General features: G+C 43.4%; 21 protein-coding genes and 1 pseudogene. 7 read left to right on the top strand and 15 right to left on the bottom strand.

What is annotated here, in order from left to right; genetic code table 11:
• Positions 1–13: 13 nt before the first annotated feature.
• The 7 genes from rseP to rimO all read right to left on the bottom strand — a co-directional run bounded on the left by rseP (position 14) and on the right by rimO (position 6,919).
• On the bottom strand, positions 14–1,369 hold the full coding sequence (gene rseP, locus PAE54_RS01060; RefSeq protein WP_326518213.1) for an RIP metalloprotease RseP: 1,356 nt from the start codon (positions 1,367–1,369) through the stop codon (positions 14–16).
• Positions 1,370–1,371: 2 nt separating this feature from the next.
• Positions 1,372–2,568: a 1-deoxy-D-xylulose-5-phosphate reductoisomerase gene (gene ispC / locus PAE54_RS01065; RefSeq protein ID WP_326518093.1), complete on the bottom strand. Its 1,197-nt coding sequence runs from the start codon at positions 2,566–2,568 to the stop codon at positions 1,372–1,374.
• Positions 2,569–3,393, bottom strand: a complete 825-nt coding sequence (locus tag PAE54_RS01070; protein ID WP_326518094.1) for a phosphatidate cytidylyltransferase — start codon at positions 3,391–3,393, stop codon at positions 2,569–2,571.
• Positions 3,394–3,403: 10 nt separating this feature from the next.
• Positions 3,404–4,147: a polyprenyl diphosphate synthase gene (uppS, locus tag PAE54_RS01075; protein ID WP_326518095.1), complete on the bottom strand. Its 744-nt coding sequence runs from the start codon at positions 4,145–4,147 to the stop codon at positions 3,404–3,406.
• 4 nt (positions 4,148–4,151) lie between these two features.
• Positions 4,152–4,706 (bottom strand): ribosome recycling factor, encoded by a 555-nt coding sequence (gene frr, locus PAE54_RS01080; protein WP_326518096.1) that lies wholly within the window; start codon positions 4,704–4,706, stop codon positions 4,152–4,154.
• Between the two features lie 83 nt (positions 4,707–4,789).
• On the bottom strand, positions 4,790–5,518 hold the full coding sequence (gene pyrH, locus PAE54_RS01085) for a UMP kinase (protein ID WP_273779150.1): 729 nt from the start codon (positions 5,516–5,518) through the stop codon (positions 4,790–4,792).
• Positions 5,519–5,575: 57 nt separating this feature from the next.
• The gene (gene rimO, locus PAE54_RS01090; protein ID WP_326518097.1) at positions 5,576–6,919 is read right to left on the bottom strand and encodes a 30S ribosomal protein S12 methylthiotransferase RimO; all 1,344 of its coding nucleotides are present in this window, start codon (positions 6,917–6,919) and stop codon (positions 5,576–5,578) included.
• A 363-nt stretch (positions 6,920–7,282) separates the two neighbouring features.
• On the opposite strand from rimO, the gene glnL reads away from it, so the two are divergent.
• From glnL to PAE54_RS01120, 6 genes are all read left to right on the top strand, one after another.
• The gene (gene glnL, locus PAE54_RS01095) at positions 7,283–8,392 is read left to right on the top strand and encodes a nitrogen regulation protein NR(II) (RefSeq protein WP_326518098.1); all 1,110 of its coding nucleotides are present in this window, start codon (positions 7,283–7,285) and stop codon (positions 8,390–8,392) included.
• Positions 8,379–9,863, top strand: coding sequence for a nitrogen regulation protein NR(I) (glnG, locus tag PAE54_RS01100; protein WP_273779147.1), 1,485 nt, complete (start codon positions 8,379–8,381; stop codon positions 9,861–9,863). The genes glnL and glnG overlap by 14 nt, the downstream gene beginning before the upstream one ends.
• Before the next feature lie 68 nt (positions 9,864–9,931).
• Positions 9,932–10,567: an aminotransferase gene (locus PAE54_RS01105; protein ID WP_326518099.1), complete on the top strand. Its 636-nt coding sequence runs from the start codon at positions 9,932–9,934 to the stop codon at positions 10,565–10,567.
• 416 nt (positions 10,568–10,983) lie between these two features.
• Positions 10,984–11,637 carry a TetR/AcrR family transcriptional regulator gene (locus PAE54_RS01110; protein WP_273779145.1) on the top strand — a complete coding sequence of 218 codons (654 nt, stop codon included), beginning with the start codon at positions 10,984–10,986 and terminating at the stop codon, positions 11,635–11,637.
• Positions 11,638–11,743: 106 nt separating this feature from the next.
• Positions 11,744–12,664, top strand: coding sequence for an ornithine carbamoyltransferase (gene argF / locus PAE54_RS01115; protein WP_326518100.1), 921 nt, complete (start codon positions 11,744–11,746; stop codon positions 12,662–12,664).
• Between the two features lie 93 nt (positions 12,665–12,757).
• Entirely contained in the window at positions 12,758–13,228 is a 471-nt protein-coding gene (locus PAE54_RS01120; RefSeq protein WP_273779143.1) for a hypothetical protein, read from the top strand.
• Positions 13,229–13,258: 30 nt separating this feature from the next.
• Here the strand turns inward: PAE54_RS01120 and PAE54_RS01125 are convergent.
• From PAE54_RS01125 to rpiA, 8 genes and pseudogenes are all read right to left on the bottom strand, one after another.
• Positions 13,259–13,590: pseudogene (locus PAE54_RS01125) on the bottom strand (YnfA family protein).
• Positions 13,591–13,655: 65 nt separating this feature from the next.
• Positions 13,656–15,932: an ATP-dependent Clp protease ATP-binding subunit ClpA gene (gene clpA / locus PAE54_RS01130; RefSeq protein WP_273779142.1), complete on the bottom strand. Its 2,277-nt coding sequence runs from the start codon at positions 15,930–15,932 to the stop codon at positions 13,656–13,658.
• Between the two features lie 12 nt (positions 15,933–15,944).
• Entirely contained in the window at positions 15,945–16,358 is a 414-nt protein-coding gene (clpS, locus tag PAE54_RS01135; protein ID WP_273779141.1) for an ATP-dependent Clp protease adapter ClpS, read from the bottom strand.
• 18 nt (positions 16,359–16,376) lie between these two features.
• Positions 16,377–17,129 (bottom strand): DUF6776 family protein, encoded by a 753-nt coding sequence (locus PAE54_RS01140; RefSeq protein WP_326518214.1) that lies wholly within the window; start codon positions 17,127–17,129, stop codon positions 16,377–16,379.
• Positions 17,130–17,207: 78 nt separating this feature from the next.
• Positions 17,208–18,257 carry an N-acetyl-gamma-glutamyl-phosphate reductase gene (argC, locus tag PAE54_RS01145; protein WP_326518101.1) on the bottom strand — a complete coding sequence of 350 codons (1,050 nt, stop codon included), beginning with the start codon at positions 18,255–18,257 and terminating at the stop codon, positions 17,208–17,210.
• 146 nt (positions 18,258–18,403) lie between these two features.
• Complete coding sequence (locus PAE54_RS01150) at positions 18,404–18,616, bottom strand: hypothetical protein (protein ID WP_326518102.1); 213 nt, start codon at positions 18,614–18,616, stop codon at positions 18,404–18,406.
• A 174-nt stretch (positions 18,617–18,790) separates the two neighbouring features.
• Positions 18,791–19,492, bottom strand: coding sequence for a M48 family metallopeptidase (locus PAE54_RS01155; RefSeq protein WP_326518103.1), 702 nt, complete (start codon positions 19,490–19,492; stop codon positions 18,791–18,793).
• Entirely contained in the window at positions 19,482–20,153 is a 672-nt protein-coding gene (gene rpiA / locus PAE54_RS01160) for a ribose-5-phosphate isomerase RpiA (RefSeq protein ID WP_326518104.1), read from the bottom strand. The genes PAE54_RS01155 and rpiA overlap by 11 nt, the downstream gene beginning before the upstream one ends.
• A 105-nt stretch (positions 20,154–20,258) precedes the next feature.
• Here rpiA and ilvA point away from each other — a divergent pair, with 105 nt between their 5' ends.
• Positions 20,259–21,797 carry a threonine ammonia-lyase, biosynthetic gene (gene ilvA / locus PAE54_RS01165; RefSeq protein WP_326518105.1) on the top strand — a complete coding sequence of 513 codons (1,539 nt, stop codon included), beginning with the start codon at positions 20,259–20,261 and terminating at the stop codon, positions 21,795–21,797.
• The last annotated feature ends 307 nt before the right edge of the window (positions 21,798–22,104 follow it).

Here is a 22,104-nt window from a genome sequence, read left to right on the forward strand (position 1 = left end):
ATCTTCTACGTTGTTATAAACGCATAAAATCATTAAATAATGCTAAAAGCATCATACTTCCGAGCAGTACCATACCAATTTTTAAACCGGTTAATTGTATTTGTTCAGAAACCGGCTTGCCTCGAATGGCCTCAATAAAATAATAGACTAAGTGACCACCATCAAGCATTGGGATCGGTAATAAGTTTAAAATTCCCAAACTCACACTCATGAGCGCCATAAAAGAAATAAACGTCTGCCAGCCCATTTCAGCACTTTGCCCAGCCACTTTAGCAATCGTAATTGGGCCAGACAGATTCTCCAAACCAATCAGACCACGAATCATTTTGGTGATTGAATTCAAAATCATGCCTGAAAGTTGGCCCGTTTTGTCCACCGCCATCATCAATGCTTCTGCCGGATTATATTGCAAAGTCTGTTTGTATTCTGCAGGAATGGACACTTTACCGGGATTATTTTGTACGCCCAGCACACCACTCACATTCCCCATATTGTCACGCTGACCTTGTGGCATGACCTCAAGCTGTACGAGCTGCCCTTGGCGTAGCACGTCAATTTTCAACAGTTTTTCCGGTGATTTTTGCACCTTATCTACCACATCGAACCAGTCGTGCATCTTGATGCCATCAATCGCGACAATACGATCTCCCTCTTTCATTCCTTGACGGATTGCAGCCCCGTCTTCACTCAGCTTGTGCACAACTGCCGGAATGACAGGACGATAAGGGACAAAGCCCAAAATCTCTAAAGGTGATTGACTTTGATCTTTCAGAAAATTTTGAATCGGTAAATTAAAATTTTGCACTTGGCCTTGACGCTCAACCTGCACCTGAACCGTACCGGTTTCTCCTGCACGATCCACCAAGGCATAGTTTAATTTTTCCCAAGTGGCTGTCGGTGTACCATCAATTGCAGTAACTTTGTCTCCAACTTGTAATTGCGCAGCTGCCGCAGGGCTTGCTGGAAGCACTTTACCAATACGGGTATTTAACTGCTCCTGAGCTGGCAAAAATAAAACCCAGAACAACAGAATTGCAAAGATCAGGTTAATGAGCGGGCCCGCTGCAACAATCGCAATACGCTTCCATGGTGCTTGGCGGTTAAATGCATAAGGTAAATCCTGCTCAGCAACATCACCTTCACGCTCATCCAGCATCTTGACATAACCACCCAAGGGTAATGCCGAAAGCTGATATTGAATGCCCGATTTTTTTGAGGTCCATTTCAACAACGTCGGACCAAAACCGATGGAATACACCAGGACTTTCACGCCAAGTTTACGAGCTACCCAATAATGTCCAAATTCATGAATCGCAATCAATGGACCAAGCAAAAAAATTGCAGCAACTATGATAAACAAGGCATTCATCATCAACTCCTGAGTTGCGTTATGTATTGATGGGCGCAATGACGAGCACGTGCATCAGCCTGCAGAATCAGCTCTAGCTGATTCGCTGCTCCATTTTCAACCGTTTGTAAGGTTTGTTCAACTACTTGTGGAATTTCAGTAAAACCAATTTGCTGGTTCAAAAAGGCAGCAACTGCGATTTCATTTGCCGCATTCAGAATAGCCGGACTCAAACCGCCTGCCTGCATGGCTTGACGCGCCAATTTCAGTGCAGGAAAGCGAACAGTATCGGGTTCCTGAAAATTCAGCTGTTGATGAACAAACAGATCCAATGCTGGCACATGGGTATGAATACGTTCTGGCCATGCCAATGCATGTGCGATCGGTGTACACATATCAGGATTTCCTAATTGTGCTAGCGTAGAACCATCAACATATTGCACCATAGAATGGATGATACTTTGTGGATGCACCACTACTGTGACATAGGCTTCTGAAATGGAGAAGAGATGACAGGCCTCGATCAACTCCAAACCTTTATTCATCAAAGTAGCTGAATCAACGGAAATTTTTTGTCCCATGGACCAATTCGGGTGTTTGCATGCCTGTTGCGGTGTCACCGTTTTGAGCTGCTCTAGACTATGCTGTAAAAATGGCCCACCTGAAGCAGTTAATAAGACACGAGACACACCCAATTTCGGCTGTCCATCACGTGGGGCATACAAATAATCCGGTGGCAAACATTGGAAAATCGCATTATGTTCAGAATCTACGGGCAACAATAACGCCTGATGCTCATGAACTGCCTGCATCATCAGGTCACCGGACATTACCAAAGCTTCTTTATTGGCCAGGAGAACCCGCTTGCCTGCTTTTACAGCGGCCAAGGTCGGTAGCAAACCGGCAGCTCCGACAATAGCAGCCATCACGACATCCACTTCCGGATGCTCAGACACTGCAATTAAACCCGCTTCGTCAGTCAGAATTTCAATATGCTCAAGTTCGACCTGTTTTAACATCTGGCGTAATGGATCTACATGTTCAGCAGGAACCACAACGACTTTAGGATGGTAGCGTTTACATATTTCGACCAGTGCTTCCATTCGGCTATGTGCCGTAACCGCAAAAACAGAATACTTATCAGGATGTTGTTCTAACACCTTAAGCGTACTTTGACCGATAGAACCTGTAGCCCCTAATATGCAAACCGCTTGTGACATTTATAAATCCACACCCATAAGTTTTAGTACATACATACCCGCAGCAAAAACAGGTGCTGCAGCCAGTAATGAATCGATACGATCCAGCACTCCACCATGGCCGGGTAAAATACGTCCTGAATCTTTGATGCCGGCACGACGCTTGATCATCGATTCAAACAGATCACCCAACACCGAAGCAAAAACCGTAACCAGAGAAAGCACCATAAACAGGATATGCTGAGAAAGAGTTAAATCCAAATAGCTCGATTGAACCAATACGATAATGATGGCTACAGTAATAATCCCACCATACAAACCTTCAACCGATTTATTTGGACTCACGTCTGGTGCTAGTTTCTTTTTGCCAAACTTACGCCCAACAAAATAGGCCCCACTGTCTGCGCCCCAGACCAGCAAGAACAGATACATCAACCACCATGGTGAACTTTGCCAGACGGAAAAAATTGCTGTAACGGCGGCGGAAACTAGAATAAGTCCCACTAGATATAAGCTTGGATTATACCATCCCTCATATTCGGGATAAGACTTCACCCAATAAGCCCCAAACAACCAGGTTAAGATGGATGCTGACCATAGCAGCATAACCATATCATCAAAATATAAAGCCAGCCCTGATAATAAGGTTGTTAAAATACCAAAACCCAAAGCCAAAGGTTTAATGACAAATTTGCTTTTTCTCGGCATGAGTTTAAACCACTCATAACCTGCCACCCCGGCCGCGACCATCATCAAGATCAACATTGGATAATAAGATTGCGTAGCAAACATGCAGCTCAGTACAACTGCCACCAAGACCAAGGCGGTAATAATCCGCTCTAACATTTATACGTTCTCAATTGTTCTCTTGTTGGATTTGCTCTGATGTTTTACCAAAGCGTCTCTCACGTCCAGCGAAGACTTCCAAAGCATGATCAAATTCTTCAGCCGTAAATTCAGGCCATAAGGTTTGGGTAAAGTACAACTCAGCATACGCCGTTTGCCATAACAGAAAATTTGACAAACGATAATCTCCAGCTGTGCGGATTAATAAATCGACAGGAGGTAAATCAGCCAAGCTGACATATCGACCAAACAACTCCGCATCAATCTGGCTGATGTCTATTTCATGATTGACTGCAGCTTGTGCGATTTTCTGTGCGGCTTGTGCAATATCCCACATGCCACCATAGCTAATCGCGATAGTCAGCGTCATTCTCGTAAAACTAGCGGTACGCTCTTCTGCATAGGTCATCAATTCACGTAATTTTGAGGACAAACGTGAACGATCCCCAATAAAACGCAAGGCAATATTGAATTGCTCCATTCGCGGCAATTGCTCATGAATGGTCTCTTCAAGCAATGCCATGAGAAGATCCACCTCAAACTGCGGGCGATTCCAGTTCTCACTGGAAAATGCAAAAACCGTCAGCGCTGGAATACCTCGTAGGATGCAATGATCAACAATCGGATCAAGAATCGCTTTTCCTTCTCGATGTCCAGCACCTTTTTGCATGTGATATTTTTTGGCATAACGGTTGTTGCCATCCATGATGATGGCAACATGCTGAGGAAGATGGTTGTCTTCAGAAGAGGTCATTGAATTAGACCTTCATCAATTCAGCTTCTTTAGCGGCAAGACGTTTATCGACTTCTGCAACGTATTTATCAGTAATTTTTTGGATGTCTTCTGCAGCACGGCGGTCATCATCTTCAGAAATTTCTTTTTCTTTCAATAATGCTTTTAAGTCACCTAAAACATCACGACGGATATTACGGATCGCGACTTTAGCATTTTCAGCTTCAGAACGCGCCACTTTCTGCATATCGCGACGCGTTTCTTCAGTTAACGCAGGTAGCGGAACACGAATAGAATCCGCAGTAATCGGGTTTAATCCAAGGTCAGACTCACGAATTGCTTTATCAATTGCAGAAACCATCGTACGTTCAAATGGCTGCACGATCAATGTACGGGAATCCTCAACACCGACGTTCGCCACTTGGTTTAAAGGCACGTCAGAGCCGTAGTAAGGAACCATCACACCATTCAGAATGGATGGATGCGCACGGCCGGTACGAACTTTGGCAAAACCCTGCTCTAAAGACTCAAGGGTTTTTTGCATGCGTTGTTCGCTGTCTTTTTTAAGATCGTTAATCATAAGATCTTCCTTACTGATTTATTCAAAGGTGTTTCGTTATAACAAAATAGCGCTAGTATAAAGAGCTTTAGGCCAAGCGTACATTAGTTCGTGACGCGGGTACCTTCTTTTTCGCCCATGACCACAGAAAGCAATGCACCTGATTTATTCATGTCGAATACTTGTAATGGCACATTATGATCACGGCATAAGCAAATCGCCGTTAAATCCATGACACCCAATTTCTCATCAAGCACCTGGTCAAAAGTCAGGCTGTCATATTTCACAGCATCTTCATATTTACTTGGATCTTTGTTGTAAACACCATCCACTTTTGTAGCTTTCAAAATGAGGTTAGCTTCAATCTCGATCCCACGTAAACACGCAGCAGTGTCTGTCGTAAAGAATGGGTTGCCTGTACCGGCCACAAAAACGCAGACCTCACCCTGTGATAAATGACGAATTGCATCACGGCTCGAATAAGGTTCAACCACCGTACCAATCGGCAGTGCTGACATTAAACGGGTTTTAATGTTACGGCGCACCAAAGCATCACGCATTGCGAGACCATTCATTACAGTGGCTAGCATTCCCATCTGATCGCCAGTTACGCGACCAACTAGACCATCTTTTTGTAACTGGCTACCACGGTAAAGGTTACCGCCACCGACCACAATACCCACTTGCACACCTAGACCCACCAAGTGTGCAATCGACAAAGACATCTGATCCAAAACTTGAGCATCGATTCCCATATCTTTATTACCGGACAGAGCCTCACCGGAAAGTTTCAACAAGATACGTGAGTAACGTGGGGTTTTTGAGTCTGCCATGTTGCTGCTCCAAATAAAGTTTAAAAATGAAAATTCTTTTTAAGTCTAGGTCTGTACTTAGGCCGATTTAATCTGAATCAACTTGGCAAACAGATCATATTCATCCGCGTCGGTAATTTCGACTTCTAACAAATCGCCCGGCTTAATTTTGGATTTATCAATGTCTTCGACAAATACATTACCATCAATTTCAGGTGCATCTGCATAAGAACGCGCCACAGCGACCGGGAACTCTTCTTCGAGACTATCGACCAATACAGTCATGGTTTGACCAATACGCTGCTGGAGCTTGGCTGCCGAGATTTCTTGCTGTACCTGCATGAAACGTTCATAACGCTCTTGCTTAATCTCTTCCGGTACGTGATCTGGCAAGTCATTTGCTGTAGCACCTTCAACCGGTGAATAGGTAAAGCAACCCACTCGATCCAGCTGGGCTTCTTTCAGCCAGTCGAGGAGCATCTGGAAATCTTCTTCTGTTTCACCCGGGAACCCAACGACAAAGGTTGAACGAATGACCAAGTCAGGGCATTTTTCACGCCAAACTTTGAGACGCTCCAGTGTATTTTCACTGTGTGCCGGGCGTTTCATCAATTTGAGAATTTTCGGGCTGGCATGTTGGAAAGGAATATCCAGATACGGCAGGATCTTACCTTGTGCCATCAAGTCAATTACGGCATCCACATGTGGATATGGGTATACATAATGTAAACGCACCCAGATGCCCAACTGGCCCAAAGCTTCACACATGTCATAGAATTTGGTTTTAACAGGCTGACCGTTCCAGAAATCCAGCTTGTACTTGGTATCTACGCCATAGGCCGAGGTATCCTGAGAAATCACCAGGATTTCTTTCACACCCGCACGCTTTAGTGCTGCTGCTTCTTCTAAAACAGAACCGACCGGACGCGATACCAGATCACCACGCATACTTGGGATGATGCAGAAAGTGCAACGGTGATTACAGCCTTCAGAAATTTTCAGATAAGCATAATGTTTTGGCGTTAAACGTACGCCCTGTTCTGGAACCAGATCAATAAACGGATTATGCTTTGGCGGTGCCGGAACATATTCGTGTACAGCTTCCATCACATCCTGATAGGCTGCAGCACCGGTCACTTTTAAGACGTTGGGGTGCATTTGACGAATTTTATCTTCATCTTTACCTAGACACCCCGTCACAATCACGCGGCCATTTTCATTCATGGCTTCGCCAATCGCATCTAACGATTCTTGTACTGCAGATTCAATAAAACCACAGGTATTAACAACAACTAGATCAGCACCTTCATAATCCGATGCTACTTGATAACCTTCAGTTTTCAACTGAGTTAAAATTCGTTCAGAATCTACCAATGCCTTAGGACAACCTAAAGAAACGAAACCGACTTTGGGGGTCTTCATGAATCTGCGCTCCACTAGAATGGGCGTATTGTATGTCTTTTCCGTTGATAAAAATAGTTGTCCAGCTGACTCTTTGTATAATGCACCAAAATACAACCTATCTTTTTGCAAAATAATTCAAATGCACCATTTTGGCTCAAGTATTTTTTTCAGGTAAGATCAGAGTGCAAATCATCACAACGATAAAGACCAATTTCAGCGCACTTTTCATCTTCATCTCTTTCAAATTCACTTGACCTAGAAAGTTGGCGTGCATTTTGCTTACTTAGAGGGAGTTTTTTTCACCAAGATGTCTCATTACAGGGAGACAATCAAAAAAATGAAGATGCCATTGCGCTATTTTAATACAGGAATCATTCGCTAATGGATCAAAGCTCTACTATTGACTACCGCCTCTTGGTAGATAATCTGACCACTGCAATTATGTTGGTCGATAGTAACCTGAATGTCTTTTATTTGAACTCTGCGTGCGAAGCTTTATTCGATATTAGCCTGTTACGCGCTTCTGGTCAGCCAGTTCTAAATTTATTACATGCGCCTGATGACCCTTTCAACACGCATGAAGCACTGCTCAATACACTAAAAACCGGTCAACCCTATACCCGCCGTGAAGCAGTCATCAGTGTTAATTTCAAACCTATTCATGTGGATTACACTGCATCCCAACTCAACTCTGGCAAAAAGTACCATCCTTTACTCCTGATCGAATTAAATGCGATTGACCGCATGCTGAAAATTTCCAAAGAAGAAAATTTCATTCAGCAGCATCAGGTCGCTCGTCAGCTCATTCGCGGTGTCGCGCATGAAATCAAGAACCCGTTGGCGGGTATTCGTGGTGCGACGCAACTGTTAGCACGCAGTTTAAATGATCCACAATATGCAGAATTCACCGACATTATCATTGATGAAGTAGATCGTCTGCGTAATCTAGCAGATACCATGCTGGGCTCACGTCAGTTACCCAGCTATGAATTGGTCAATGTGCATGAGCCCCTTGAACGTGTCCGTTCATTGATCGTGAATCAGACCAAAAAGAAAATTAAAATTTCCCGCGATTATGATCTATCACTTCCGGAAGTTCTAGCAGACCGTGATCAGCTGATTCAGGTCATGCTCAATATCAGCGTGAATGCAGTACAAGCCGTAACAGAAAACAAAGAATTTTTTGTCGAACATCAACCAGAATTGATTTTAAGAACGCGTATTCAGCGTTTGGTCACTATTAATGGTGTATTGCATCGCTCCGCGGTTCGGATCGATATTGAAGATAATGGGCCAGGTGTTCCGGAAGGAATTCTGGAATCCGTGTTCTATCCTTTGGTTACAGGACGTGCTAAAGGAACCGGATTGGGCTTAAGTATCGCCCAGAACATCATGCACCAACATAACGGAATGATTGAATGCCAATCTGTTCCAGGAAAAACAGTATTCAGCTTATATTTACCTTGGGAGTCAAACCATGTCGCGAAATAAAATATGGGTAATCGATGACGATCGCGCCATGCGCTGGGTTTTGGAAAAAACCTTTAAAGAAGAAGGATTAGATGTCAGAAGTTTCGAAGAAGCCCAAAGCGCGCTAGATCAGTTAGCCGCAGATACTCCAGACGTCATCTTAACCGATATCCGTATGCCTGGTGTCGATGGTTTGACATTCCTCGGCAAGGTAAAAAGCAGCTACCCGGATTTACCTGTCATCATCATGACAGCCCATTCGGATCTTGAGTCGGCTGTATCCAGCTATCAAACCGGTGCGTTTGAATATTTGCCAAAACCATTTGATATTGATGAAGCATTGGCACTGGTACAGCGGGCAATTCTGCATGTCAACAAACTACAACAGCAAGAGTCTGCCAAAACCGTTTCACCGATTCAGTCAGCAGAAATTATTGGTGAATCTCCGGCCATGCAGGAAGTATTCCGCGCCATTGGTCGTTTATCACAATCGCATATCACAGTACTGATCAATGGTGAATCGGGTACGGGTAAAGAACTAGTGGCACATGCGCTACACAAGCACTCGCCACGCAGTAGCAAGCCATTTATTGCGTTAAATATGGCAGCCATCCCTAAGGATCTGATCGAAACCGAGTTGTTCGGCCATGAAAAAGGCGCTTTTACCGGTGCCAACAGTCAGCGTCAAGGTCGTTTTGAGCAAGCAAACGGCGGCACACTGTTCCTCGATGAAATTGGTGACATGCCATTTGAAACGCAAACCCGCTTGCTGCGCGTTTTGGCGGATGGCGAATTTTACCGGGTCGGTGGACATATTCCGGTGAAAGTCGATGTGCGTATTGTGGCAGCGACACATCAGGATCTTGAAAAACTGGTCCACGAAGGCCGTTTCCGTGAAGACTTGTACCATCGTCTGAATGTTATCCGGATTCATATTCCAAAGCTGGCACACCGCAGTGAAGACATCCCGATGCTGGCACAGCACTTCTTGGCACGCGCCGGTAAAGAACTTGGCGTGAGCCCAAAAATTCTACGTCCGGAAACAGTCGACTACATGCAACAATTGCCTTGGCCAGGTAACGTTCGCCAGCTGGAAAATACCTGCCGCTGGCTCACGGTAATGATCACTGGACGCGAAGTTTACCCAGAAGATTTACCTTCTGAACTGAAACAGATTCCCATTCAGAAATCAGGTGAACCAGCAACTATTAGCAATAGTTTTGACCGTGTTTCCTTGCATCACTGGGATGAATTACTGGGCCAATGGGCAATTCAAAAACTCAAAAATGGCGAGATGAAAATTCTGGACATCGCGACTCCAATGTTTGAACGCACGCTGATTAATGCGGCTTTGCAGCAAACCCGTGGTCGTAAGCGTCATGCCGCTGAATTGCTGGGTTGGGGCCGTAACACACTCACGCGCAAACTCAAAGAGTTGGGCATTACAGCAGAAGATGACGAAGAAGATACAAAGTTATCTTATTCTGAATAGAAACCTGCTTTCTTTATCACGGTGAATGTGCGATGTATAAAGCATGACAACCTTAAGAGGTTTTAAAGATGCGCTATACATCCTTATTCATCGGCTCAGCTTTCCTTTGCATTTCCATGAATAGCTTGGCAACGGTTGGTGGTGGGCAACATATTGAATTTTTAGGCTACGAAGCCAAAGATCAAAAACTCTATTTACTCCGTCATTTCGAAGATGGCCGCGGTCGCTTGCCACAACTGTATTATTATCAGTTCTCCAAACATCTGCGCTATCCGAAACTCACACAGGTGAATTCTTTATATGTCAACAAACGTACAGGTCTGATTGATTATGATCAGCAGTACAAAGTTCTTGAGCCTGAACTGAACAAGATTAGGCGTCGTTTACAACCGATACAGCGTATTACCCCAAAAATTTTTAAAATTATTATTAATAAACAGCAACAAAGAACAGTACCTGCTATCTGGGTTGACCCCAATATCAAAGTTCAACAATATCATTATCAATATCAGGTCGCTTCAGTCTGGTTTGGCAGTCAATTACAGCAAGCGGTTAGCTATAAACCCGAATTAAAAGTCAAACAGGCTTTTTATATTCCCCAGCAAAACAAAGTAGTGCTCACCACACAATATTTAGCATTTCCTGAAGAAACTGGCTATCTCAACGAAGACCCTGTATTGCTTGAAGTAAAAACTAGACGCTAACACCGCCAGAAATAAAAAACAGAGTAAAACCTCTGTTTTTTATTTCTGCTGAGACCGATGAGCTGTCACCTCACAAAGAGGTTGAGTTTTAGCTCTTTCTCTAGCCATAAAATCAGAATCAATAATTTCATCGATGCAGCCGTAAACCGAGATACTGAAACAGCAAAAACCTGATCAACCAAACAGTTTTCATCACGTTGCATAATTGCTTCACCTCAAACAAAGATCAAGTAAAGACGTATCCACCATATGTTTTAGCAACGCTTCAAAACAAACCTCAATCTTTGTATTTTCATGGATCAATTTTTAACGTAACAATAAACCGCTCCGAGCGCAGGCTTACAGCTATTTAGCATTGAATTGGTTATAATCGGCTCCATATTTTTAATTATTCTGCTTCAGTTAGCCGTCTGTCTATGCACGAACCCGCCGCTCCTTCCGATCCTCACGATTGCCAGCAACCCCAGACGCGTCGCGGCATCGAACGACGGCTGGCTTTATTGCTGAGCGCCACTGAGCTTTTTCTACAAAATGGTTATGATGCTGTCTCCCTAGACGATATCGTGCAACATGCAGGGGGCTCCAAGACCTCGATCTATAAATATTTTGGCAACAAAGATGGCCTATTTACTGCCATTTGCGATTATCGACGTGAGCTGTTCTTTCAGGACATCTGTATTCCGTTTGATGGCAAAAATATCGACCTGCGCAGATACCTGATCAACACCTTAATCAGCTTCTACCAGCATATTCGCCAACCCCAGAATATGGCTTTTATGCGTCTAGTGATTGAACAGTCACAACGCAACCCCAACCTCGCACTCTACCTGCATCAAAAAGGTCCTCAATATATTCAGCACACCATTGCCACTGCATTAAGTAAAGCACATGAACAAGGACAATTGGACTGCCCCAATCCGTTATATTCCGCGATGATGTTTTTCAGCATTCTGCGTAATTATGAATGGTGCATTATTATGGCGATCGAAGTACCGTGCGATGATCAGGAAGTGATCAATTACCTCACTTATTGCGTTGATCTTTTCCTAAAAGGCCATCAGAAGGCCTAGTTTTTTTGCATTTTCTCGCGCTTATAGTATATTACTCGATTCTCTTTTCTATCCAATTAACCAGCAACTAATTGTTGTTTCACTCGGCAATTATTGTGGAGTAACCATGGCTCTACGGCATTTTCTTACTTTACGTGACTTATCTAGCTTAGAACTCAACCGCATTTTAGAACGTGCGCACGAACTTAAACGCATGCAACATGACAATACGGTTTATCAACCTTTTGTCGGTAAAGTATTGGGAATGATTTTTGAGAAATCGAGTACACGTACCCGTATTTCCTTCGAAGCGGGGATGTGCCAGTTTGGTGGTAGCGCCATTTTCCTTTCGCCACGTGATACTCAATTAGGCCGCGGTGAACCGATTGAAGATTCTGCACGCGTTATTTCCAGCATGCTGGATATTGTGATGATCCGGACTTTTGGTCATGACATCGTTGAACGTTTTGCATCTTACTCAACAGTTCCAGTGATTAATGCGTTGACTGATGATCACCATCCCTGCCAGCTGCTTGCGGATATGCAGACTTTCCAGGAACATCGTGGTTCGATTCAAGGCAAGACCGTTGCCTGGATTGGTGATGGCAACAATATGTGTAATTCCTATATTGAAGCAGCACATATGTGGGGCTTTAAACTCAAAATTGCTGCGCCTAAAGGTTATGAGCCAGAAGAAAAATTCCTAACAGAGTTTGCCCACTGTGTTGAACTCGTAGACTCAGCTGAAGACGCTGCAGTCAATGCTGACCTCATCGTGACTGACGTATGGGCCAGTATGGGTCAAGAGGAAGAACAAAAGATCCGTGAAAAAGCCTTTGCCAATTACCAAGTCAATGAAAAACTGATGGAATTGGCACACCCAGACTGTTTATTCATGCACTGCCTTCCAGCACATCGCGGTGAAGAAATTTCAGAAAATATGCTCGACCACAAGAACTCTGTGGTTTGGGATGAGGCAGAAAACCGTCTGCACGCACAAAAAGCATTGATGGAATTCTTGCTTAATGAAAACCTGAAAAAAGACTAAGTAGCTTTTTGTATATAAAGCACCTTCGGGTGCTTTTTTTTGCCGAGCATATCCTATAATGATATGAAAATGTGAATATGTGACTTGAATAAAATGCACTTAAAGACAATTGTTTTAGTCTGCTCCACAGTACTTTGTAGCCTAACTGCAAATGCACAACCGACTGAACTCGACCATTATTTGGTCGAACAGCATATCTTGGATGCTCAATACAAAATTCAGAATCCACAAGCACTAGCTGAAATACTTGATGTGTTAAGTGATGAGGATTCACGTACATTCCCCTATCAAGTCGACCAGAACACCGTTCTAGAACAGGTTCAGCTCTATACTGATCATATTGAAGTACGTGGCCTGATTATTACCCCTGATTTTGAACAGTTTGTGGCGGATATAGGGAACCATCAAGTCAAGCATCTGCTGCAAAAAGCGATGGTCAATAATTGTCATCATTTTTTCGAACATGAATTTCAAAAGGTTAACCCTTATCAACTACACATGACTTTAAGCTCAGAGAAAGAAGTCTACACATTTGAAATGAAAAATAGTGAATGTAAATTTTAACTATAAGTGATAAAGGAATACTGGTTAGGCCTAACGTATCAAACCATGCGGTTGTAAGATCATCAGGCTCGCACTAACCCACACGACTAATCTTCCCAACAAATCCCAGCGTGTGAGTGCCACCTGATCAACAAAATGTAACCAAAATAAGGCCGTAAAAATATAAATCCCCCAGAAGCGGCAGGATGTAGTGTTAATAGCCAGACAAATATCGCCAAACTCAAGATCGCAGGAACCCATAACCACACAGATTTCCCTTGCTTTAAAATCAAGTAAGGAAAATAACAACCTAAAATTTCCGCGACAGCTGTACAATCAAACAGCAAAAATGCCGGTACTATTTTACCCAAAGAAAAATTCATTCAACCTTGCAAAAAATAACCCGTGTCACAATGACACGGGTTATCCATAATAAAACGACTAAAAACTAGGCAGGTTCAGCCGTCTGATCTTCAAAAACTTCGAGTTTCAAACCAACTGCCTTACCATTTTCTTTTTTCACTGAAACCGCAACATTCCCACCATGATCAGCCAACTCACCAAACAGAATCATTTCAGCAAGTGGTTTCTTCAAGTGTTCCTGAATCAGACGTTGCATTGGACGGGCACCCATTAAACGGTCATAGCCATTTTCCGCCATCCATTCACGTGCGCTCTGATCGACTTCCAGAATAACTTTTTTATCATCCAATTGTGCTTGCAACTCAGTCAAGAATTTATCTACAACAGATTCGATTACGGTAGTTGGCAAAGCTTTAAATTGAATGACACCATCCAGACGGTTACGGAATTCTGGAGAGAAGGCTTTTTTCATCGCTTCCTGATTGTCATTGCTATTGTCCTGCTCCATAAAACCAATACTGGTTCGAGAAATGCTTTCAGCACCAATATTGGTGGTAAGAACAATGATGACATTACGGAAATCTGATTTACGACCATTGTTATCTGTCAATGAACCGTGATCCATCACTTGTAGTAACAAGTTAAAGACATCAGGATGTGCTTTCTCTATCTCATCCAACAATAGTACACAATGCGGATTTTTATGGATCGCATCAGTAAGCAAGCCACCTTGGTCATAACCTACATAACCTGGAGGTGCACCAATCAGACGTGAGACCGCATGGCGTTCCATATATTCAGACATATCGAAACGTACTAATTCCACGCCTAACATTTTAGCCAGCTGTTTAGTAACTTCAGTTTTACCTACACCAGTTGGACCGGCGAAGACGAAACTACCCACGGGTTTATCCGGCGACTTCAAACCTGCACGTGCCAATTTAATTGCCGATGCCAGAGCAGTAATCGCTTCATCCTGACCGAAGACCACACGTTTCAGGTCACGCTCCAGATTTTCCAGAACACTCTTGTCATCTGTAGAAACCGTCTTTGGTGGAATCCGGGCAATTTTTGCCACGATATCTTCAATATTCTCAACAGTGATGAGAGAACCATCGTTTTCGGCTTTCAGACGGCGCTGTGCACCCGCTTCATCAATCACATCAATGGCTTTGTCTGGCAAGAAACGGTCATTAATATATTTTGCAGACAATTCAGCAGCCGATACCAAAGCTTTATCATCATATTCGACATGATGGAAATCTTCGAACTTGCTTTTTAAGCCACGCAAAATATCAATGGTTTCCTGAATACTTGGCTCATTGACATCAATTTTCTGAAAACGACGGGAAAGCGCGTGATCTTTTTCAAAAACCTGACGATATTCCTGAAAGGTCGTTGATCCAATACAACGCAATGTTCCATTGGCCAATGCTGGCTTGATTAGATTTGATGCATCCATCGTGCTGCCCATACTGGAACCAGCACCAATAATCATATGAATCTCATCAATAAACAGCACAGCATCTGGCTTTTTCTTCAACGCATTCAGCAATTGTTTCAGACGTTTTTCGAAATCACCACGGTACTTGGTTCCCGCCACCAGCGCACCAATATCCAGACTGTAGATTTCTGCATGGCTAAGCGGCTTAGGTGCTTTACCATTCACAATCAGCCAAGCCAAACCTTCCGCAATTGAGGTTTTACCTACACCAGGATCACCCACCAATAACGGATTGTTTTTCCGGCGGCGACAGAGAATCTGTGCTGCACGCTCGATTTCTTTATCACGCCCGATCAGTGGATCAGTTTTGCCTTTTTGTGCTTCAGCATTCAGATTAACTGTATAGAGCTCTAGTGGACCAGCATTGTTAGAACTACTGGTTTCACCTTCAATATCTTCAGACTCTTCCTCTACTTGGACTTCATCTTTACGTGTACCATGGGAAAGATATTGCGTCAGTGTCAAACGGTTAATCTGATGACGTTTTAATAGATAGACCGCAAAAGAATCACGCTCCGAATACATGGCCACCAGAATGTCAGCACCTTCTACTGTACGGTCACTGCCACTGGATTGCACATGAAAGATGGCCCGCTGCAAAATACGATCAAAACTTTCTGTTGGATGAGGGGCTTGATCATTATTTTCGCCCAACTTCGGTGTATGTTGTTCTACATATTCTTCTAATTCTTTACGTAAAACTACAACATCTGCGCCGCATGCCTTTAAGGCATTCACAGCAGAATCATTATCAAGTAAGGCCAACAGTAAATGTTCGACTGTTAAAAACTCATGTCGCTTTTGTCGAGCCATACTCACAGCCAAACGTAAGGATACTTCTAATTGACGACTAAGCATGCGTAACCCCCTTTATTCTTTTGGCTCAATTTGGCATAACAACGGATGTCCTTGTGCTCGAGCATAATTATTGACTTGGTTTGCTTTCGTCTCCGCAATGTCCCGTGGATAAACACCTGCAATCCCTTTTCCTTCATAATGTACTGTTAACATTACTTGAGTTGCCTGGTCAAGATTCATTGCAAAATATTGTTGTAAAATTTCAATCACAAAATCCATTGGGGTGTAATCGTCATTCATCAACACCACCACATACAGTGGTGGACGTTTTAATTGCGGTGGTGCAGTCTGCACCGCAAGATCACCTTCTTCATGCTCATGCGGTACGTCAGCTAAGCGAGGTTGTAAGTGCCAATCGGTATATCCCGATTGCTGAAAGGACGTTTTGATTTCACCTAAACTGATAGGACGCTTGTATGTTCGCATAAAATGGACTTTCACTATTTACTGAGCATTTGCTTCGGCTTGAGGAATCTCAGCGACAAATGCGGAAGAATTTTCAACAGGCTTACCACGTTGCCAGCTGTAACGCTTAATTACAGGTTGCGTTCCGCCATTTAAACGCACTTCAATAAATTGAGGAATAAAGCCTTTAGGCATGGTCCAGCGCCCGGTTAAACGTTCAAACTCATCAAAGTTAAACTGGCTATCCTGCATCGGAACCACCAAAACTTCAGTTTCACGAATCAAACGCAACTCAACGGTTCCCGCAGCACGACGGCGTGCTGGACTGATCTGAGCCAAATCCAGTTGATATTCATATGCTTCCTCTGGCAAAGGCTTAATAACCAGATTCTGTACGCTAAGGCTCAAACCACCACGCTGACGCAAGGTTTCCCGATATAATACATTCAACCCTTGCATTTGAGCTTTATCATTACGGGCTTGGGTCAGTGCTTCAGTTAAGTTATTGGCATTGCTCACAGCCATGTCACGTTCCTGGACCGCAATATTCAGGCTTTTGTTGAGCTGATTCAGCGTTTCTTTTTGCTTTTGCACCACTTCAACCAACTGTTCTGCATCCGCGTCATAGCCAACAACCGTTAACCCTTGACGATGCCCCACCGAATAACCTAGTCCCAAGCTACCCGCTCCCAAAATCACAGCACCAATAATTAAAGGCAAATTAGTCTGCAAAAAAGGTTGTTTAGGTGCTCGTTGTTGTGACGTATTCTCTTCTAATGGACTGTTATGCATCGTCATCTCGGTTCTTGATCATTGCAAAACACACATTTAAATCCAAATTTAAATGTGTGTGAAGCGTTAAAGCGTTTTTTATGGTAATAGGCCAATGCCGTTTAAACCAGCATCTTCAGCAAAACCGAATATCAGGTTCATATTTTGGACAGCTTGACCAGCAGCACCTTTTACCAGGTTATCCTGTGCAGCCAGAATCACCAATTTATTCGGTTGTGGCTTATACAAGGCAATACGCAAGTGGTTTGCACCGCGAACTGAACGGGTTTCTGGCGAGCTATTCGCTGGCATCACATCGACAAACTGCTCGTTTGCATAGAAACTTTCATAGAGGCTTTGTAAATCTGTTTGCTCACCTACATCCGTCAAGCTTACATAAATCGTGCTCAGCATGCCACGGATCATTGGTACCAAATGGGGTACAAACAGAATGTGATCAAATACACCTTTCTGGCCTGAAATATTTTCCAGCGCTTCTACAATTTCTGGATGATGGCGATGCCCCGCAACACCATAGGCTTTAAAGTTATCGGCATTTTCACTATAGATCATGCCAAGGCTCGCTTTGCGGCCCGCACCTGACACCCCTGATTTAGCATCAATAATAATGCTTTCAGGTTGAATCAGTGCTGTATCCGCTTTTAATAACGGTGCCAAACCTAATTGAACCGTCGTTGGATAGCAGCCTGGATTACCAATCACGTTAGCCTGTTTAATTTTTTCACGGTTTAATTCAGACAAACCGTAAACAGAATCTTGTAGAATTTCTGGACAAGCGTGCTGCATGCCATACCATTTTTCAAATTGCGCCAAATCCTGCAAACGGAAATCCGCCGCCAAATCGATAACTTTAGTATTGGCAGCCACCAGTTCACGTGCATGCTGCATGGCAACACCATGTGGCGTTGCGAAAAACACCACATCACAGGCCTTGAGTGCTTCAATATCTAGATCAGAATATTGCAAGTCGGTATGACCACGCAGACTTGGGAACATGTCATCTACTCGGCGACCGGCTTCAGTACGTGAGGTTAAAACACTGACTTGAACCTGCGGATGACGTAATAAAAGACGCAATAATTCAACGCCTGTATAACCTGTTCCACCTACAATTCCGACAGTAATCACGTTTAGAACCTCAACTTAAAAGTATCTATAAAATAACATCCTAGTATGACAGGAAGTTCGGACTTTCTGAACTGTTTTAGTTGAGTTTTATTATTTATGAATCACTTAACCCTGCAACGCAAAATGGATTTTCAGTATACTGGTTGTCAATGCCATCGACAGAGATAAAGCGCAAAAATAAATGCCGGCAAGGCAAACAAAATAATCAGATCAAAGCCCCAGATAAAAGGACTTAATCCGATACTCGCCAAAACAGTTCCAATGATGGGAAGCACTTTCGCTAAATGTAGATTTTTAACCCAGGCAATTCCCATCCAACTCAAGAATAACCATGCCAGCATCCCGCTGGTTAAAATCACATAACCATACCAAGAAACGCCAAATGAAAGGCGTACTAAAACCTTAAAATGTGTCAGGAGATAAATGGAATAAAAAAATAATGCGGGTAATAATGAAGCAAACGATATTCAAATTAAAGTGTCTTTATTTTATAGACCATCTTTTATCTGATTGTTTTTATATTTAGATCACAACTATTTTACAGCATGCCACCAATAAGGTAATGCACTGTTTTTTAACTGATAACGATGCTGCTGAAAATTTGCATCATGTTGATAAACCTTCGCCCAAAATTTCGCACTATGATCAAAATGTCGGGTATGTGCCAACTCATGTACAGCAACGTAGCGCACAATTTCAGGTGGAAAAAGCACCAATCCCGCGTGTAGCATGATGTCATGCTTGGCTGAACAACTGCCCCAACGGGTTTTGGGTTGGCGAATCGTGCATTTTGCAAATGGTAAGTCACATGCTCGACTCAACTGTTGCAAATAGTCAGGTAAATGTTCTTTGGCATAAGACAGAACAAACGCTTTTAAATGCTGCTCTGGCTGCTGATCACTGACCCACAAATGCTCCTGGGCTATATGAAAAATAAAGGGACAGTCAAGGCTTTGATAAGTCACTTGAATGGATTGATCGAGATTAAATAGTGAAAGCTTTGTAGGAAGTGTACTGACTTGCTGTTTTTGTTGCTGTTGCCAGGTATCCAACAACCATTGTTCCGATTGACCCAAAAAATGCTGAATCTGTTTTTGCGAACAACGTAGTGGAACAGTCAAACGAATACTATTAGGCTCGACACGCAAGCGCAGACGTACCGCCCTTGCATGCCGAACAATCTTAATTTCAGGCAGCTCAGCAAACCGAACGGCCTGATCAGCATTAAATTGCACTACGCTCTTCAATACCATTATTCGTAGCAACGATGGCAATATCCGCCTTGTTTAAGGCGAAAATACCATTGGTGACCACACCCGGAATATTATTAATGGTTTTTTCCAGCTCAATTGCGTTCAGAATATTCAGGTTGTAGACATCTAGAATCACATTACCGTTATCCGTCACCACGCCTTCACGATAGACTGGATCACCGCCTAACGTCACCAGCTTACGCGCCACAGCAGAACGTGCCATGGGAATCACTTCAACAGGTAATGGAAACTCACGACCCAACTGCTCAACCCATTTTGAATCATCAACGATACAGACAAATTTTCTCGCAATTGAAGCCACAATTTTTTCGCGAGTTAAAGCTGCACCTCCACCTTTAATCATATGCAGGTGACGATCAATCTCATCCGCACCATCAACATAGGCATCTAGACTCCCCACCTGATTCATATCAACCACTTCAATCCCGAGTTTTTTTAAACGCTCAGCGGTTGCTTCAGAACTGGCCACAGCAGCTTCAAGTTGTAACTCAGGCAACAAATCGATCAAAAAATTGACCGTACTGCCAGTACCAACGCCTAAAATGCCACCTTTAGGCAAGTGTTTTAAAGCGGCTTTGGCAGCAGCTTGTTTCTTCTCATCTTGGGTTGCATATAGACTCATGGATTCACTCAACTAATTTTGGATATTTGCCCAATTAAACGGCGCAAATGCAAAGGGGTTTGTTACAATAAATGCTTATTTTAAACTGTTAGATGGAAGATTAACATGCTGTCTCGTTTGGTTCGACAAATTTTGCAAGCCACCGTCTATGACGTTGCAATCGAAACCCCACTCGAAGCGGCGCCACGAATTAGTGAAAAACTAAACAATAACATTCGCTTTAAACGCGAAGACTTACAACCTGTCTTTTCCTTCAAACTGCGCGGTGCTTACAACCGTATCAGCCAGTTACCGAAATCTCAGCTCGAACGTGGCGTGATTACAGCTTCAGCGGGCAACCATGCCCAAGGCGTTGCCCTTTCAGGACAAAAACTGGGGATTCGTGCCATTATCGTGATGCCTAAGACCACCCCGGACATTAAGGTACAAGCGGTAAAACGTTTGGGGGGTGAAGTGGTTCTGCATGGTGATTCTTTTGATATCGCCAATAAATATGCAATTCAACGCGCCCAAGAAGAAGGTCTGACTTTTATTCCACCTTATGATGATGAACTGGTCATGGCGGGCCAAGGAACCATTGCCAACGAACTATTACGTCAGTGGCGTGATGTCGAATATGTCTTTGTCGCTGTCGGTGGTGGGGGTCTGATTGCGGGTGTTGCCGCTTATTTGGGTGATGTTGCGCCACACGTCAAAGTGATTCCAGTGGAGTATGAGGAGTCTGCTTGCTTAAAAGCGGCTTTAGAGGCAGGTGAACGCGTCATTTTACCGCAAGTAGGCTTATTCGCCGACGGGACTGCTGTGGCACAAATTGGTGAAAAACCATTTGACGTGATCCGACTGCAAAAATCTGACCAGTCTGGTCCAATTGTCGAACCGAATGTCGTAACCGTAAATACCGACGAAATCTGCGCAGCCATCAAGGATACCTTTGATGAAAACCGCAGCATCGTTGAACCGTCAGGTGCTATGGCATTGGCTGGCATCAAGAAGTATGTAGCGGAGCATGGTATCGAAAACAAAAACATTGTTTCGATTGTCTGCGGTGCCAACATGAACTTTGACCGTTTACGTTATATCGCTGAACGTACAGAGTTAGGTGAACATCGTGAAGCCATTTTTGCCGTTACTATTCCAGAAGAAAAAGGTTCTTTCCTCAACTTCTGCCGCGCACTACAAGGTCGTAACATTACTGAATTTAACTATCGCGCCAGCGAAAGTGAACAAGCCCAAGTGTTTGTCGGCATCAGTTTGAAAGCAGGTCAGACTGAACGTAAGGAAATCTTCGCAGCCCTCAAAGAAAATTATGATGTTGATGATTTATCTGATGATGAAGTGGCGAAACTACATATTCGTTATCTCATCGGTGGTCATGCCAATCTGGAAGATGAACGCTTATTCCGTGTGGAATTCCCTGAACGCCCGGGTGCTTTACTCACCTTCCTTGAGCGTCTCGGTCCAAGCCACAACATTACTCTGTTCCATTATCGTAACCATGGTGCAGCAGAAGGTCGTGTTCTGGTTGGCTTACAAGCAACAGATGCTAAACAGAATCCGGATGGCTTAATTGAAACGCTGGAACAGATTACTTATCCGTATGAAGAGATCAGCGATAATCTAGGTTATCGACGTTTCTTGAAATAAAGCGTTAAAATCGTTGTGCATGGTAAAACTCGTCTGCAATGGGCGGGTTTTTTATTTCACTGTATTTTTTATGCTTAGGCTATTTTTAATATAAGTCATTCCTTCTTATCATGAAAATATCCTCCAAAAATTGTTCGCTGAGATGATTCAAAATTTTCATAGATTAATGCAGTTACTCCACGCTTTTCAACGATCCATAAAATTCGAACCTTATGGCACGCTAAGCATTCTTGCACGCATAAAAAATGGCACCTTCAGATTGGAGATGCCATTTTTGAGACTTAGAAATTAAAAAATCATCTTACTA

Origin of the sequence: Acinetobacter minutum (assembly GCF_035916735.1) — a bacterium.
Taxonomy (GTDB): Bacteria; Pseudomonadota; Gammaproteobacteria; order Pseudomonadales; family Moraxellaceae; genus Acinetobacter.

Bases quoted from the DNA above. Each gene is read 5' to 3' on its own strand.
- rseP (WP_326518213.1), bottom strand. From the start codon at position 1,369: ATGAATGCCTTGTTTATCATAGTTGCTGCAATTTTTTTGCTTGGTCCA.
- ispC (WP_326518093.1), bottom strand. From the start codon at position 2,568: ATGTCACAAGCGGTTTGCATATTAGGGGCTACAGGTTCTATCGGTCAA.
- PAE54_RS01070 (WP_326518094.1), bottom strand. From the start codon at position 3,393: ATGTTAGAGCGGATTATTACCGCCTTGGTCTTGGTGGCAGTTGTACTG.
- uppS (WP_326518095.1), bottom strand. From the start codon at position 4,147: ATGACCTCTTCTGAAGACAACCATCTTCCTCAGCATGTTGCCATCATC.
- frr (WP_326518096.1), bottom strand. From the start codon at position 4,706: ATGATTAACGATCTTAAAAAAGACAGCGAACAACGCATGCAAAAAACC.
- pyrH (WP_273779150.1), bottom strand. From the start codon at position 5,518: ATGGCAGACTCAAAAACCCCACGTTACTCACGTATCTTGTTGAAACTT.
- rimO (WP_326518097.1), bottom strand. From the start codon at position 6,919: ATGAAGACCCCCAAAGTCGGTTTCGTTTCTTTAGGTTGTCCTAAGGCA.
- glnL (WP_326518098.1), top strand. From the start codon at position 7,283: ATGGATCAAAGCTCTACTATTGACTACCGCCTCTTGGTAGATAATCTG.
- glnG (WP_273779147.1), top strand. From the start codon at position 8,379: ATGTCGCGAAATAAAATATGGGTAATCGATGACGATCGCGCCATGCGC.
- PAE54_RS01105 (WP_326518099.1), top strand. From the start codon at position 9,932: ATGCGCTATACATCCTTATTCATCGGCTCAGCTTTCCTTTGCATTTCC.
- PAE54_RS01110 (WP_273779145.1), top strand. From the start codon at position 10,984: ATGCACGAACCCGCCGCTCCTTCCGATCCTCACGATTGCCAGCAACCC.
- argF (WP_326518100.1), top strand. From the start codon at position 11,744: ATGGCTCTACGGCATTTTCTTACTTTACGTGACTTATCTAGCTTAGAA.
- PAE54_RS01120 (WP_273779143.1), top strand. From the start codon at position 12,758: ATGCACTTAAAGACAATTGTTTTAGTCTGCTCCACAGTACTTTGTAGC.
- clpA (WP_273779142.1), bottom strand. From the start codon at position 15,932: ATGCTTAGTCGTCAATTAGAAGTATCCTTACGTTTGGCTGTGAGTATG.
- clpS (WP_273779141.1), bottom strand. From the start codon at position 16,358: ATGCGAACATACAAGCGTCCTATCAGTTTAGGTGAAATCAAAACGTCC.
- PAE54_RS01140 (WP_326518214.1), bottom strand. From the start codon at position 17,129: ATGCATAACAGTCCATTAGAAGAGAATACGTCACAACAACGAGCACCT.
- rpiA (WP_326518104.1), bottom strand. From the start codon at position 20,153: ATGAGTCTATATGCAACCCAAGATGAGAAGAAACAAGCTGCTGCCAAA.
- ilvA (WP_326518105.1), top strand. From the start codon at position 20,259: ATGCTGTCTCGTTTGGTTCGACAAATTTTGCAAGCCACCGTCTATGAC.